Raw genomic sequence first — 13,080 nt, 5'->3', positions numbered from 1 at the left:
CGCAACCGGCGGGTCCACCTTATCGGATTATGTGTAGCCGTGGCGACGGCGAGCGTGATGCCGGGTGAGGAGCGGACGTCTTGTCAGCGGCTTCGGTCATTTCGGTGCTTGACGACGACCCTTACGTGCGGGTCGCTATCAACAATCTCCTGGAATCGCGCGGGTACGTCGTCCACACATTCGCCTCAGCCGAGGAGTTTTTGAGGTCGTCCGATTCGAATGGCACCTCGTGTGTGATCGCCGACGTCCAGATGCCGCTGATGACCGGAATCGATCTGTTGACGCAGATGCGCGCGCATGGTTCGGCGGCGCCGTTCATCTTCATCACAGCCTTCCCGGACGAGAGCGTACGGGTGCGTGCCCTCAAAGCCGGGGCAATCTGTTTTCTCGGCAAGCCGTTCGCCGCCTCGGATCTGATGCAGTGCCTGGACCGTGCGCTGGCGGCAGGTCACGAAACCTCGCACTCAGCGCCCGGCGGCTAGCGGACGCGACGGTGACGCTGATCAGGATCAATCCCGCTTCTCGCGACGGCTTCCCGCGAGATCGCCCGCGCTCGCAGAACGTCACGACATACCGCGAGGCATGGGTTGCCCGCTTCAATCCACCTTGATATTCGCCGCCTTGATCATCGGCCACCATTTTGCGATCTCGGCCTTCTGGCGGGTGCCGAGGGCTTCGGGCGTGAGCTGATCCTTAGGGGGCATCTCCAGGCCCTGGCTTTCGAGCTGCTTCCTCACTCCGGGATCGTTCAGCGCTTCCACGGCGGCCGCATTGAGCCTGGTCACGATCTCCTTCGGCGTGCCCTTCGGAACCCACATGCCCGACCAGAGCGTCATGTTGAAGCCCTTCAGGCCCGCCTCCTCCGCGGTCGGAATGTCGGGCGCCGAGCGCAGGCGCTTGTCGTCGGTGATGGCATAGGCGCGGATGGTGCCGGCGCGGACCTGGTTGATGGAATTGGAGGTCTGGTCGACGATGAGGTCGATCTGGCCGGCGATGAGATCGTTCAGCGCGGGCGCGGTGCCGCGATACGGCACGTATTGCAGCTTGATGCCGGAGACGTTCTCGAGATAGACGCCGGCGATATGGCTGCCGGAGCCCGCGCCGGCGGTGCCTGCGGTCGGCGGCGACGGCCGCGACTTCAGCCAGTCCAAGAGCTCCTTCAGCGAGGTCGCCGGTACCGCGTTCTTGCTGACGACGATCATCGGATTGCTCGGCAACAGCACCACCGGCTCGAGGTCGGCGACGAGATCGTATTTGAGCTTGTAGACGGCACCGTTGGCGACGTGGGTGCCGAGGTGGCCGAACGAGACGGTGTATCCGTCCGGCGGCGATTGCACGGCGCGAGCGACGCCGATCGAGCCGCCCGCGCCGGTGACGTTCTCGATCACCACGGGCTGCCCCAACGTCAGCCGCATCCGGTCAGCGAGGACTCGCGCCATCGCATCCGACGGTCCGCCGGCGGCGAAAGGCACGATGACGGTGATGGGACGCGAGGGATAGTCGTCGGCGCGCGCGGCGCCGGTCACAGCGAGAACAGCAATCAGCGCAGCCCAAGCGGCCTTCTTCATTGTCTTCTCCCCAGCGATGTCGTTGTTGTTTTTTTGGCCCTCCGCCCGCGTACGGGAAGAGGGATCATTCGTAGCGTAGTGCCGCGCTAAAGCGCGATGCGATCAGGATGAAACGTCATCGCGCTTTAGATTGTTGCTTAGCATGATCTTTTCGGAAAACCGCTGCGCACTTTTCCGGATCATGCTTTAGAACTGCGCGTAGTCAATCGGCTTGTGGCGGTCGAGCGTGCGGGTGACCGGCGGCAGCGGGTACTTCAGGCCGGTCGCGCAGTTGAACAGCATCACGCGGTCGGCCTTGCTGACGCGGCCGTCGGCGAGGCTCTGCTTGTAGGCGGCGTAGGTGGCGGCGCCCTCGGGGCACAACAGCAGCCCCTCCTCGCGCGCAACCTCGTTCAGCGCCGACGAGATCTTGTCGTCGTCGACGGCGATCGCAAAACCCTTGCTCTCCCGCACCGCGCGCAGGATCAGGAAATCGCCGATCGCCTGCGGCACACGGATGCCCGAGGCAATGGTGTGGGCGTCCTCCCAGCGCGTGGCGTGCTCGGTCCCGGCTTCGTAAGCGCGCACCATCGGCGCGCAGCCCGAGGCCTGCACCGCAACCATGCGCGGGCGCTTGCTTCCGATGAAGCCGATCTTCTCGAGCTCGTCGAACGCCTTCCACATGCCGATCAGGCCGGTGCCGCCGCCAGTGGGATAGAAGATCACATCGGGCACGTCCCAGCCGAGCTGCTCGGCGAGTTCGAGGCCCATCGTCTTCTTGCCTTCGATGCGGTACGGCTCCTTCAGCGTCGAGGTGTCGAACCAGCCGACCTTCGCCTTTCCCTCGCCCACGATCTTGCCGCAGTCATCGATATAGCCGTTGACGCGGTAGACAGTCGCGCCCTGCAGCTCGATCTCGCTGACATTCACCTCGGGCGTGTCGGCAGGACAGAAGATCGTGGTCTTGATGCCGCAGGACGTGGCGTAAGCTGCCAGCGCCGCGCCGGCATTGCCGTTGGTCGGCATCGCCATGTGCTTGATACCGAGCGCCTTGCCCATCGACACCGCCATCACGAGCCCGCGTGCCTTGAACGAGCCGGTCGGCAGCCGCCCCTCGTCCTTGACGATGATCTCGCCGCCGCCAAGCTTCTTGCCGAGCTTAGGGAGCCGGATCAGCGGCGTGGTGACCTCGCCGAGCGAGACGATGTCCTCGCATTTGCGCACCGGCAGCAGCTCGCGGTAGCGCCACATGTCGCCGGGGCGCTGGGCCAGCACATCCTTCGTCAGCGCCTTCTTCACGCCGGCGAGGTCGTAGCGGACAAGAAGCGGCTTGCCGGCCTTGGAGAGGTTGTGGACCTGGTCGGCGGCGTAATGATCGCCCTCCATCGCGCATTCGAGATGGGTGACGAAAGTGGGGCGTTCGATGGCGAGGTTGTCGTTGTCGTGCATGGGTTGATTTCCTTCTTATTCTGCAATCGGTTCTCTCTGCTCGTCATTGCGAGCGCAGCGAAGCAATCCAGAGTCGTTCCGCAGAGACAGTCTGGATTGCTTCGCTGCGCTCGCAACGACGGTGGCGGGCGACGCGCTCGTCCGTCAAATATTCAACACCCTTCCATACGCATCCAGCACGGCTTCCTTCATCATCTCCGACAGCGTCGGATGCGGGAAGACCGTGTGCATGAGCTCTTCTTCCGTGGTCTCCAGGTTCATGGCGACGACGTAGCCCTGGATCAGCTCGGTGACCTCCGCGCCGACCATGTGGGCGCCGAGGAGCTGGCCGGTCTTCTTGTCGAAGATCACCTTGACCAGGCCCTGGTCCTCGCCGAGCGCGATCGCTTTGCCGTTGCCGACGAAGGGGAAGCGGCCGACGCGGATCTCGCGGCCGCTCTCTTTCGCCTTGGCTTCGGTGAGGCCCACGGACGCCACCTGCGGCTGGCAATAGGTGCAGCCCGGGATCAGGTTCTTGTCCATAGGATGCGGATTGAGGCCCTTGATCGCCTCGACGCAGATCACGCCTTCATGCTCGGCCTTGTGCGCGAGCATCGGAGGGCCGGCAACGTCGCCGATGGCATAGATGCCGGGGATGTTGGTCTTGCCGTGGCCGTCGACGACGATGATGCCGCGGTCGGTCTTCACGCCGACCTTTTCCAGGCCGAGATTTTCGATGTTGCCGACGACGCCGACCGCCGAGATCACGCGCTCGAACTCGGTCGCGACAGGCTTGCCCTTGCCGTCGTCGATGGTGGCGACGACGCTGTCGGCTTTCTTCTCCAGCTTGGCCACCTTGGTCGAGGTCATGATCTTGATGCCCTGCTTCTCCAAACGCTTGCGCGCCAGGCCGGCGATCTCGGCATCCTCGACAGGCAGGATCTGCGGCAGCACCTCGACCACGGTGACGTCGGAGCCCATGGTGTGGAAAAAGGAGGCGAACTCGATGCCGATCGCCCCGGAGCCGACCACCAGCAGCGACTTCGGCATCCGCTCCGGCACCATCGCCTCGAAATAGGTCCAGACCAGCTTCTTGTCGGGTTCGAGCCCGGGCAGCACGCGCGGCCGCGCACCGGTCGCGACGATGATGTGCTTGGCCTGGTAGGTGCCCTCGCCCAACGCCCCCTTGGGGGGCTCGACATCGGACTTCTTCACGGTGACCTTGCCGGGCGCGTCGATCGAGGCCGCGCCCCAGATCACGCTGACCTTGTTCTTCTTCATCAGGAAGCCGACGCCAGTATTCAATTGCTTCGCGACGCCGCGCGAGCGCTGCACCACGGCCTGCGGATCGAACGAGACCTTCTCGGCCGACAGGCCGTAATCCTTGGCGTGCTGCATGTAGTGGTAGATCTCGGCCGAGCGTAAGAGCGCCTTGGTCGGGATGCAGCCCCAGTTCAGGCAGATGCCGCCGAGATAGGATTTTTCGACGATTGCCGTCTTGAATCCGAGCTGCGCGGCCCGGATCGCGGTGACGTAGCCGCCGGGACCGGAGCCGATGATGATGACGTCGAAGGATGTGTCGGCCATAGCGGCTCCCGTTCAACTCAAGAGGCGCCGCGGGCGCGGCGCTTGACCAAAAGAGACCTCACCAGCCATTCGAGCGCCACCACCACGACCATCACGGCCAGTGCGGTGAGCACGATCGGCTGGGCGATGTTCCGCGCCAGCTGCTCGCCGGCAAAGAACGCAGAACGAAGAAAATCGAGCCCGATCGGGTTGAGCGCGACGACGGCTCCGAGCAGCAGCGATATCCATGGCCAGCGGGTCCGGACATGCAAGGTTGCCCCCTCTGCCGCCGCGTCAGACCATCATCATCACGGGGTTTTCGATCAGCTGCTTGAAGGCGCCGATCAGCTCGGCGCCGAGCGCGCCGTCGATGGCGCGGTGATCGCAGGACAAGGTCACGCTCATCATGTGCGCGATCTCGATCTTGCCGCCGCGCACGACGGGGCGCTCCTCGCTGGTGCCGACCGCAAGGATCGTCGCATGCGGCGGGTTGATCACGGCGGTGAAGTGGCTGATGCCGTACATGCCGAGGTTGGAGACGGCCGTGGTACCGCCCTGGTACTCTTCGGGCTTGAGCTTGCGCGAGCGGGCGCGCGCGGCAAAATCCTTCATCTCGTTGGAGATGGTCGAGAGCGTCTTGGTCTCGGCCTTGCGGATGATCGGCGTGATCAGCCCGCCCGGCATCGCGACGGCAACGCCGACGTCGGAATGGTGATGCTTGACCATGCCGCTTTCGGTCCAGCTGACGTTGCAGTTCGGGATCCTCTGCAGCGCCACCGCCATCGCCTTGATGACGAAGTCGTTGACCGAGATCTTGTAGAGCGGCTTCTTCTCCTTGTCCTTCGGAGCCGCCGCATTGATCTCCTCGCGCGCGGCGAGCAGCTTGCCGATGTCGCAGTCGATGGTGAGATAGAAGTGCGGGACGTTCTGGATCGACGCGGTCAGGCGCTGTGCAATGGTGCGGCGCATGCCGTCATGCGGGACGATGTCGTAGGAGCCGGGCTCGAACAGCGACAGGATCTGCTTGTCCGACATCGTCGGCGCGATCGAAGGCGCGGACGACGGAGCAGCAGCAGGGGCCTTGAGGCCCTTGCCCGATTTGGCCTGCTCGACGTCGCGGGCCACCACGCGGCCATGCGGGCCGGTACCTGCAATCATCGAGACATCGATGCCGGCGTCCTTGGCCAGGCGCCGCGCCAGCGGAGACGAGAACACGCGGCCGCCATGGCCGTTGCTCTGCGCGGCCGGTGCTGCGGCCTGCGGCGCAGGTGCGGCGGCGGGCGCCGGCGCAGCCTTGGGCGCAGCAGGCGCAGTAGCAGGTGCTTCAGCAGCTTTCGGTGGCGCGGCCGAGGCGCTGGGCTTGGCGCTGCCCGCAGCCTTCACGTCCTCGCCTTCGCCGGCGAGCACGGCGATCACGTCGTTGACCGGGACATCCTGCGTACCCTCGGGCACCAGGATCTTGGCGATCGTGCCCTCGTCGATCGCCTCGACCTCCATGGTCGCCTTGTCGGTCTCGATCTCGGCGATGACGTCGCCGGATTTGACCTTGTCGCCTTCCTTCTTCAGCCACTTGGCGAGGTTGCCCTTCTCCATCGTCGGCGAGAGAGCGGGCATCAGGATGTTGATGGGCATGCTGACCTCAAGAAGAACTTTGCAAAACGTCGTCTTTCGACAGCGAAGACGAACGGACCAGGTTTTAGTTGCCGATGTCGCCCTGCCACAGGCGCTCATTGGCAGGGATGGAACGCCAATTCTTCATCATCGTGATGGAGCGGTCGTCGGCAAGGTCGATCCAGGGAATCCCGAACTTGTCGAGGATGTCCTTGGAGCCCTCGAAGGTGACGGATTCCCCGATCACGACCAGCTTGACCTTGAACAGCCCGAGCGCGCCCGCGCACATCGAGCATGGCGACAGCGTCGTGTACATGACCGTGTCGTGGAACGAGATCGCGCCGGCTTCGCGCAGGCAGCTCATCTCGCCGTGCAGGATCGGATTGTTCTCCTGCACGCGGTTGTTGTGGCCGCGGGCGATGATCTTATTATCACGCGTCAGCACCGCGCCAATCGGCAAGCCGCCCTGCGCGATCGAGGCTTCAGCCTCGCGGATCGCCTCGAGCATGAAATCGAAGTGGTAGGATTCGATCGCCATGGTCAGTGCCCCTTCCCGCGCGGCGTCGTGGTGCCGGTGTCGGTGGGACGCTCGATCTCGGCCTGGAACATGTCGAGGATCCGGTTCAACGCGTCCTCCTCGGTGTATTCGCTTTCGCGCGCATAGGCGCGCGCGGCGTGGCGGGCGAGATCGACGAGCAGGAGGCCCCACATGTCGGGCTCCTCGAAGGCGCGCTGGAACGCCATCGACAGCCCGCCGTCCAGCACGAATACGCGCAGGATCTCGACCGCGTCGTCGCGGCTCATGACGTCGGGCGGAAGTGGCTGCTCCTTGGGGCCCGCCATGATCTACCTGTAGCAGACGGCTTTGGCGGCCTCGACGACTTCCGCCGCCGAAGGCAGCGCGAGCTTCTCCAGGTTCGCGGCATAGGGCATCGGGACGTCCTTGCCGGAGACGCGCGCAACCGGCGCATCCAGATAGTCGAAAGCGTTTTCCATGATGCGCGCGGCGATCTCGGCGCCGACGCCGCTCTGGGCCCAGCCCTCTTCCACCGTGACCGCACGGCCGGTCTTCTTGACGGAGTTGACGATGGTTTCGGTGTCCATCGGGCGCAGCGTGCGCAGGTCGATCACCTCGGCCTCGATGCCGTCCTTGGCGAGCTCGTCGGCGGCCTTGAGCGCATAGGTCATGCCGTTCGACCAGGAGATGATGGTGACGTGGCTGCCGGAGCGCACGATGCGCGCCTTGCCGATCGGGATGATGAAATCATCCAGCTTGGGCACTTCGCCGGTGTGACCGTAGAGCACCTCGTTCTCGAGGAAGATCACCGGATTGGGATCGCGAATCGCGGCCTTGAGCAGGCCCTTGGCGTCGGCGGCCGAATACGGCGCGACCACCTTCAGGCCCGGAATGTGCGAGTACCAGGACGAGTAATCCTGGCTGTGCTGGGCGGCAACGCGCGCGGCCGCACCATTGGGGCCGCGGAACACGATCGAGCAGCCCATCTGGCCGCCGGACATGTACAGCGTCTTGGCCGCGGAGTTGATGATCTGGTCGATCGCCTGCATGGCGAAGTTGAAGGTCATGAACTCGACGATCGGCTTCAGGCCGGTCATCGCGGCACCGACACCGACGCCGGCAAACCCGTGCTCGGTGATCGGGGTGTCGATGACGCGCTTGGCACCGAACTCCTGGAGCAGGCCCTGGGTCACCTTGTAGGCGCCCTGATATTCGGCGACCTCTTCACCCATCACGAAGACGTCGGCGTCGCGGCGCATCTCTTCGGCCATGGCATCGCGCAGCGCTTCGCGGATGGTCTGCGTCACCATCTCGGTACCGGCGGGCACTTCCGGATCCGGCTCGGCAACGACCTGCGGGGCAGAAGGCGCGGCCTTCGGCTGCGGCGCCTCGGCCTTGGCGGCGGCCGGGGGCGCCGACTCGGCAGCCTTCTCCTGCCTGGCCGGCGCGGACGCCTTGCCGAGATCAGCTGCGCTCTCGCCATCGGCGAGAATGGTGGCGATCGGCGTGTTCACCGCAACGTCGGCGGTGCCCTCGGGGATCAGGATCTTGCCGAGCGTGCCCTCGTCGGTCGCCTCGACCTCCATGGTCGCCTTGTCGGTCTCGATCTCGGCGATGACGTCGCCGGACTTGATCGTCTCGCCCTCTTTCTTCAGCCATTTGGCGAGGTTGCCCTTCTCCATCGTGGGCGACAGCGCGGGCATCAGCACTTGAATTGGCATATTGGCTCCAAAAGAAAGCTTGCGCGCGTTCAGCGGTAAACGTCGGTCCAGAGCTCGGCGGCATCCGGCTCGGGATCGTGCTGGGCGAAATCGGCAGCGGCGTTGACGATGTCGCGCACTTCGGCATCGATCGCCTTCAGATCCTGCTCGCTGACCTTCGCCGCCAGGAGGCGGTTGCGCACCTGCTCGATCGGATCCTGGTCGTGGCGGACCTTCTCGACCTCCTCGCGCGTGCGATATTTTGCAGGGTCGGACATCGAGTGCCCGCGATAGCGATAGGTCTGCATCTCCAGGATGAAAGGCCCCTTGCCGGCGCGGCACCAGGCCGCCGCCTCCTCGCCCGCCGCCTTCACGGCACGGACGTCCATGCCGTCGACCTGCTTGCCGGGGATGTTGAAGGAGACGCCGCGCCTGGAAAAATCCTGCTGCGCCGAGGCGCGCGAGACCGACGTGCCCATGGCGTAGCGGTTGTTCTCGATGACGTAGATCACCGGCAGCTTCCAGAGCTCCGCCATGTTGAAGCTCTCATAGACCTGGCCCTGATTGGCCGCGCCGTCGCCGAAATAGGTGACGCTGACATTGTCGTTGCTGCGATAGTGATTGGCAAAGGCGAGACCGGTGCCGAGCGAGACCTGGGCGCCGACGATACCGTGGCCGCCATAGAAGTGCTTCTCCTTGCTGAACATGTGCATGGAGCCGCCCTTGCCCTTGGAGTAGCCGCCGCGGCGGCCCGTGAGCTCGGCCATGACGCCGTTGGCATCCATGCCGGTGGCAAGCATGTGGCCGTGATCGCGATAGCCGGTAATGACCTGGTCGCCCTGCTTCAGCGCCATCTGCATGCCGACCACCACGGCCTCCTGGCCGATATAGAGGTGGCAGAAGCCGCCGATCGCGCCCATGCCGTAGAGCTGGCCTGCCTTTTCCTCGAACCTGCGGATCAGCAGCATGTCGCGGAGCGCCTTGAGCTCCTGCTCCCTGGTGAATTCCGGAGGCGAACCGCCGTCGGTCTTATCCTGTGGAGGGCTTGCGGCGGCTTTCTTGGGGGCGGCCATGGGAATTCCGGGTCAGAGAAAACTTTCGCCCTCTCTAACCCAAGTCAACCGCGTGCGAAAGCACCGCGGCGGCATGACACGCCTTTCATTATGCCGCACTGCAACGTGATCGAAATATTGCAAAATCTTTGGCGCCGATCGGGCAACAAATCTATGTGCAGGAGAGCTCGCCACGAACAGGGCGCTGCAGCCCCCGCAACGTCATGGCCGGGCTTGTCCCGGCCATCCACGTTCTTAGCTGCGGCCGGGACGTGGATGCCCGGGACAAGCCCGGGCATGACGACCTTGTGAGCGCGACATCCTCATCAGAAGAAGCCGAGCTTCTTCGGGCTATAGCTGACCAGGAGGTTCTTGGTCTGCTGATAGTGATCGAGCATCATCTTGTGGGTCTCGCGCCCGACGCCCGACTGCTTGTAGCCGCCGAAGGCCGCATGCGCGGGATAGGCATGGTAGCAGTTGGTCCAGACCCGGCCGGCCTGGATCTCCCGGCCGAAGCGGTAGCAGCGGTTGGCGTCGCGACTCCAGACGCCGGCACCCAACCCGTAGAGCGTGTCGTTGGCGATCGCGAGCGCCTCCTCGTCGGTCTTGAAGGTCGTGACCGAGACGACGGGGCCGAAAATCTCCTCCTGGAAGATTCGCATCCTGTTGTGGCCCTCGAACACGGTCGGCTGGACGTAGAAGCCGCCGGCGAGATCGCCCGCGAGCTCGGCACGGCCGCCGCCGGCCAGCACCTTGGCGCCCTCCTCCCTGCCGATGTCGATGTAGGAGAGGATCTTGGACAGCTGCTCGCTGGATGCCTGCGCGCCGATCATGGTCGTGGGATCGCGCGGATCGCCCTGCTTGATCGCGGCGACGCGCTTCAGCGCCCGCTCCATGAAGCGGTCATAGATATCCGCGTGGACCAGCGCCCGGCTCGGACAGGTGCAGACCTCGCCCTGGTTCAGCGCGAACATGACGAAACCTTCGATCGCCTTGTCGAAGAAGTCGTCGTCTTCGGCGATGACGTCCTTGAAGAAGATGTTCGGCGACTTGCCGCCGAGCTCAAGCGTGACCGGAATGAGGTTCTGGCTGGCGTACTGCATGATCAGCCGGCCCGTCGACGTCTCGCCGGTGAAGGCGATCTTGGCGATGCGCGGGCTGGACGCCAGCGGCTTGCCGGCCTCCAGGCCAAAGCCGTTGACGATATTGAGGACACCGGGCGGCAGGATATCCGCGATGATCTCGGCCCAGACCATGATCGAGGCCGGGGTCTGCTCGGCGGGCTTGAGCACGACGCAATTGCCGGCGGCAAGCGCCGGCGCGAGCTTCCAGCAGGCCATCAGCAGCGGGAAGTTCCAGGGGATGATCTGGCCGACCACGCCGAGCGGCTCGTGGAAATGATAGGCGATGGTGTCGTGGTCGATCTCGCCGATCGAGCCTTCCTGGGCGCGGACGACGCCGGCGAAATAGCGGAAATGATCGATCGCGAGCGGCAGGTCGGCGGCCCGGGTCTCGCGGATCGGCTTGCCGTTGTCCCAGGTCTCGGCAATCGCAAGGCGCTCGAGATTGTCTTCCATGCGGTCGGCGATCTTGTTGAGGACCGCGGCGCGTTCGGCGACGCTGGTGCGGCCCCAGGCGGCCTTGGCGGCGTGCGCCGCGTCGAGCGCCGCCTCGACGTCCTGCGCGTCGGATCGCGCGATCTTGCAGACGACCTGGCCGGTCACCGGCGAGGCATTGTCGAAATATTTGCCGGAGATCGGCGCCACGAACTTGCCGCCGATGAAATTGTCGTAGCGTTCGGCAAAGGGAACTTTGGTGACGCTGAGGAATTCCACCTTGTTCATTGATCACTCCCGATGTTTGTGCTTGCGCTTGTCGTCGTGTGTTCACGACTTGCGCCGACGATGATGCGGGGGGCGTTTTCTGTCAGCCCGGGCGGGAGCGATGGTGGGGCGGACCTGTCGCAGTTCTGCGACAGTCGTGGACGAGGCACGCGCGAGATGGAGCGCTCATGCCCACCCCACCGTCATTGCGAGCGCAGCGAAGCAATCCAGAGTCCCTCCGCGGAAAGATTCTGGATTGCTTCGCTGCGCTCGCAATGACGGCTGAGCTCAGTGGTTCAGCTCGAACCGCTTCAGCTTCCTGTGCAACGTGGCGCGGCTGACGCCGAGGGCCTTGGCGGCTGCCGAGACATTGCCGCCGGCGCGGAGCAGCGCGCGCTGCAACACCGCGCGCTGGCCGCCGGCAAGGTGATCGCGTGCGGTATCGCCGCCGAGAAGGTCGGCGGCAGGCACCGGCTGCAAGGCCCGGCCGGGCGCGATTCCAAGCGCCACCCGGGCAGAGCGGGTCGCGCCGATCACGAGATCGTCCGCATCGACCGCAACGAAGCCGCTGCAACTTCCGTCCGCAGCTTGCGTCAGCACGATGCGGGCATCGGCAAAAGCCTTTCGAAACAGGTCGGCCTCGATCCGCTTGGCGGCCTCGCCCGTCGCGAGTGCGATCAGGCTGGCGAAGGCGTCGGTGCGGTCGGCGCGGCAGGAGGAGACGTCGAGCACGCCCGCGAGCGCCGCCTCATGATCGTAGATCGGAACGGCGGTGCAGCTCAGAAGCGTATTGCGGGCAAAGAAATGCTGGTCGCGATCGATCGTCAGCGGACGCTGCTCGACGAGGCAGGTGCCGATGCCGTTGGTGCCCTCGTGCTCCTCGCTCCAGAGCGCACCCGTCCACAGGCCCCAGGACTGAAACGTCGCGTCGTCCGCCACCGTGCCGCGGCGATCGACCGGCACGCCATCGCCGTCGGCGAGCAGCACGCAGCAGCCCGCGGCGCCGACGGCCTGATACAGGCGGTCCATCGCGCCCTGCGCCGCAGCCAGAAGCGGCGCGACACGTTCGCGCGCCCGCTGCAGCTCGGCTTCGGTCAGCCGCATCGGTGCGGTGCGGCCGCCGGGATCGAGATGATGCAATCTGGAGGAACGACGCCACGAGGCCACGAGCGCGGACCGAGCCGCCTGGCCTGACGCGATGGCGGCCTCGACACGGGCCGCGTGATGCCGGGGCATTGACCCATTCATCACTGTTTCCTCCGGACGGCAGTCTAGAAACTGCCGGTGCTGCCCGGTTGATCTGCGTCAACAAAGGCGCCTGAAGCCATGCGCCCGTTGCGGCGCGGCCGTCAAGGCGGCTGTCTGGTTCCAGGCCTACGACTTTCGCCGGAATTGCGACACGCAATTCGGTTTCGGCAGCGGCTTTCGGTGTCGCTTTCAAAAAGCTGCGGATGCGCTACTTCGCCGGGATCATCCGAACGAGGTCGCGCGGATTGACATAGTCGAGCTGGAAGCGCGCTCGCTCGTCCAGCATGTCGGGGTCGATCTTCTCGGACCGCAGCAGCGACACCCGCTGTTCGCTCCTGGCGCGCTCACGCTTGAGCTGCGCCAGCTCGCTGGTCAGCGCGATGATCTCCTGGTCGAGCTCCTGGCGTGCGTTGAGGCCGTATTTGCCGGTATAGGCGTTGACGCCGAAATAACCGACGATGGCCGCTGCCATCGCATAGAGGGCAAGACCGGTCAGGATCGATTTCAGGCGCGCGCGGGAGACCATCCTGGCAGGATGGGACAGGTTGGTTAAGGGAGTGCTAATTGCCTTCCTCAATACATACGCCA

The 13,080-nt window shown here is 64.9% G+C and carries 13 protein-coding genes; 1 reads left to right on the top strand and 12 read right to left on the bottom strand.

Annotation, left to right across the window (positions count from 1 at the left end; all coding sequences use genetic code 11):
- Positions 1-80 precede the first annotated feature (80 nt).
- Positions 81-482 (top strand): response regulator transcription factor, encoded by a 402-nt coding sequence (locus tag XH96_RS19025; RefSeq protein ID WP_194393790.1) that lies wholly within the window; start codon positions 81-83, stop codon positions 480-482.
- A 114-nt stretch (positions 483-596) separates the two neighbouring features.
- Here the strand turns inward: XH96_RS19025 and XH96_RS19020 are convergent, their stop codons facing one another.
- The 12 genes from XH96_RS19020 to XH96_RS18965 all read right to left on the bottom strand — a co-directional run bounded on the left by XH96_RS19020 (position 597) and on the right by XH96_RS18965 (position 13,018).
- Positions 597-1,568, bottom strand: a complete 972-nt coding sequence (locus XH96_RS19020) for a tripartite tricarboxylate transporter substrate binding protein BugD (RefSeq protein ID WP_194393789.1) — start codon at positions 1,566-1,568, stop codon at positions 597-599.
- A gap of 186 nt (positions 1,569-1,754) precedes the next feature.
- Positions 1,755-2,996 carry a threonine synthase gene (locus XH96_RS19015; protein WP_194393788.1) on the bottom strand — a complete coding sequence of 414 codons (1,242 nt, stop codon included), beginning with the start codon at positions 2,994-2,996 and terminating at the stop codon, positions 1,755-1,757.
- Between the two features lie 144 nt (positions 2,997-3,140).
- Positions 3,141-4,562: a dihydrolipoyl dehydrogenase gene (gene lpdA, locus XH96_RS19010; RefSeq protein WP_194393787.1), complete on the bottom strand. Its 1,422-nt coding sequence runs from the start codon at positions 4,560-4,562 to the stop codon at positions 3,141-3,143.
- A 17-nt stretch (positions 4,563-4,579) separates the two neighbouring features.
- Positions 4,580-4,813 (bottom strand): hypothetical protein, encoded by a 234-nt coding sequence (locus tag XH96_RS19005; protein WP_194393786.1) that lies wholly within the window; start codon positions 4,811-4,813, stop codon positions 4,580-4,582.
- Positions 4,814-4,835: 22 nt separating this feature from the next.
- Positions 4,836-6,173 (bottom strand): pyruvate dehydrogenase complex dihydrolipoamide acetyltransferase, encoded by a 1,338-nt coding sequence (locus tag XH96_RS19000; RefSeq protein ID WP_194393785.1) that lies wholly within the window; start codon positions 6,171-6,173, stop codon positions 4,836-4,838.
- A gap of 64 nt (positions 6,174-6,237) precedes the next feature.
- Positions 6,238-6,690, bottom strand: a complete 453-nt coding sequence (locus XH96_RS18995) for a nucleoside deaminase (protein WP_194393784.1) — start codon at positions 6,688-6,690, stop codon at positions 6,238-6,240.
- Positions 6,691-6,692: 2 nt separating this feature from the next.
- Positions 6,693-6,995 (bottom strand): DUF5076 domain-containing protein, encoded by a 303-nt coding sequence (locus tag XH96_RS18990; RefSeq protein WP_035702462.1) that lies wholly within the window; start codon positions 6,993-6,995, stop codon positions 6,693-6,695.
- Between the two features lie 3 nt (positions 6,996-6,998).
- Positions 6,999-8,390: a pyruvate dehydrogenase complex E1 component subunit beta gene (locus XH96_RS18985; RefSeq protein ID WP_194393783.1), complete on the bottom strand. Its 1,392-nt coding sequence runs from the start codon at positions 8,388-8,390 to the stop codon at positions 6,999-7,001.
- A 29-nt stretch (positions 8,391-8,419) separates the two neighbouring features.
- Entirely contained in the window at positions 8,420-9,442 is a 1,023-nt protein-coding gene (gene pdhA, locus XH96_RS18980) for a pyruvate dehydrogenase (acetyl-transferring) E1 component subunit alpha (protein WP_061881821.1), read from the bottom strand.
- A gap of 305 nt (positions 9,443-9,747) precedes the next feature.
- Positions 9,748-11,265, bottom strand: coding sequence for an aldehyde dehydrogenase (gene adh, locus XH96_RS18975; RefSeq protein ID WP_194393782.1), 1,518 nt, complete (start codon positions 11,263-11,265; stop codon positions 9,748-9,750).
- A 267-nt stretch (positions 11,266-11,532) separates the two neighbouring features.
- Complete coding sequence (locus XH96_RS18970; protein ID WP_194393781.1) at positions 11,533-12,492, bottom strand: GAF domain-containing protein; 960 nt, start codon at positions 12,490-12,492, stop codon at positions 11,533-11,535.
- 208 nt (positions 12,493-12,700) lie between these two features.
- Entirely contained in the window at positions 12,701-13,018 is a 318-nt protein-coding gene (locus XH96_RS18965; protein ID WP_028177591.1) for a septum formation initiator family protein, read from the bottom strand.
- Between the last annotated feature and the right edge of the window lie 62 nt (positions 13,019-13,080).

It is taken from the genome of Bradyrhizobium sp. CCBAU 51765 (assembly GCF_015291725.1).
Taxonomy (GTDB): Bacteria; Pseudomonadota; Alphaproteobacteria; order Rhizobiales; family Xanthobacteraceae; genus Bradyrhizobium; species Bradyrhizobium liaoningense.
This window is presented reverse-complemented; position numbering and strand designations above follow the sequence as displayed.

Excerpts from the sequence above, each read along its gene's own strand:
- XH96_RS19020 (WP_194393789.1), bottom strand. The coding sequence starts at position 1,568 with ATGAAGAAGGCCGCTTGGGCTGCGCTGATTGCTGTTCTCGCTGTGACC.
- XH96_RS19015 (WP_194393788.1), bottom strand. The coding sequence starts at position 2,996 with ATGCACGACAACGACAACCTCGCCATCGAACGCCCCACTTTCGTCACC.
- lpdA (WP_194393787.1), bottom strand. The coding sequence starts at position 4,562 with ATGGCCGACACATCCTTCGACGTCATCATCATCGGCTCCGGTCCCGGC.
- XH96_RS19000 (WP_194393785.1), bottom strand. The coding sequence starts at position 6,173 with ATGCCCATCAACATCCTGATGCCCGCTCTCTCGCCGACGATGGAGAAG.
- XH96_RS18995 (WP_194393784.1), bottom strand. The coding sequence starts at position 6,690 with ATGGCGATCGAATCCTACCACTTCGATTTCATGCTCGAGGCGATCCGC.
- XH96_RS18990 (WP_035702462.1), bottom strand. The coding sequence starts at position 6,995 with ATGGCGGGCCCCAAGGAGCAGCCACTTCCGCCCGACGTCATGAGCCGC.
- XH96_RS18985 (WP_194393783.1), bottom strand. The coding sequence starts at position 8,390 with ATGCCAATTCAAGTGCTGATGCCCGCGCTGTCGCCCACGATGGAGAAG.
- pdhA (WP_061881821.1), bottom strand. The coding sequence starts at position 9,442 with ATGGCCGCCCCCAAGAAAGCCGCCGCAAGCCCTCCACAGGATAAGACC.
- adh (WP_194393782.1), bottom strand. The coding sequence starts at position 11,265 with ATGAACAAGGTGGAATTCCTCAGCGTCACCAAAGTTCCCTTTGCCGAA.
- XH96_RS18970 (WP_194393781.1), bottom strand. The coding sequence starts at position 12,492 with ATGAATGGGTCAATGCCCCGGCATCACGCGGCCCGTGTCGAGGCCGCC.
- XH96_RS18965 (WP_028177591.1), bottom strand. The coding sequence starts at position 13,018 with ATGGTCTCCCGCGCGCGCCTGAAATCGATCCTGACCGGTCTTGCCCTC.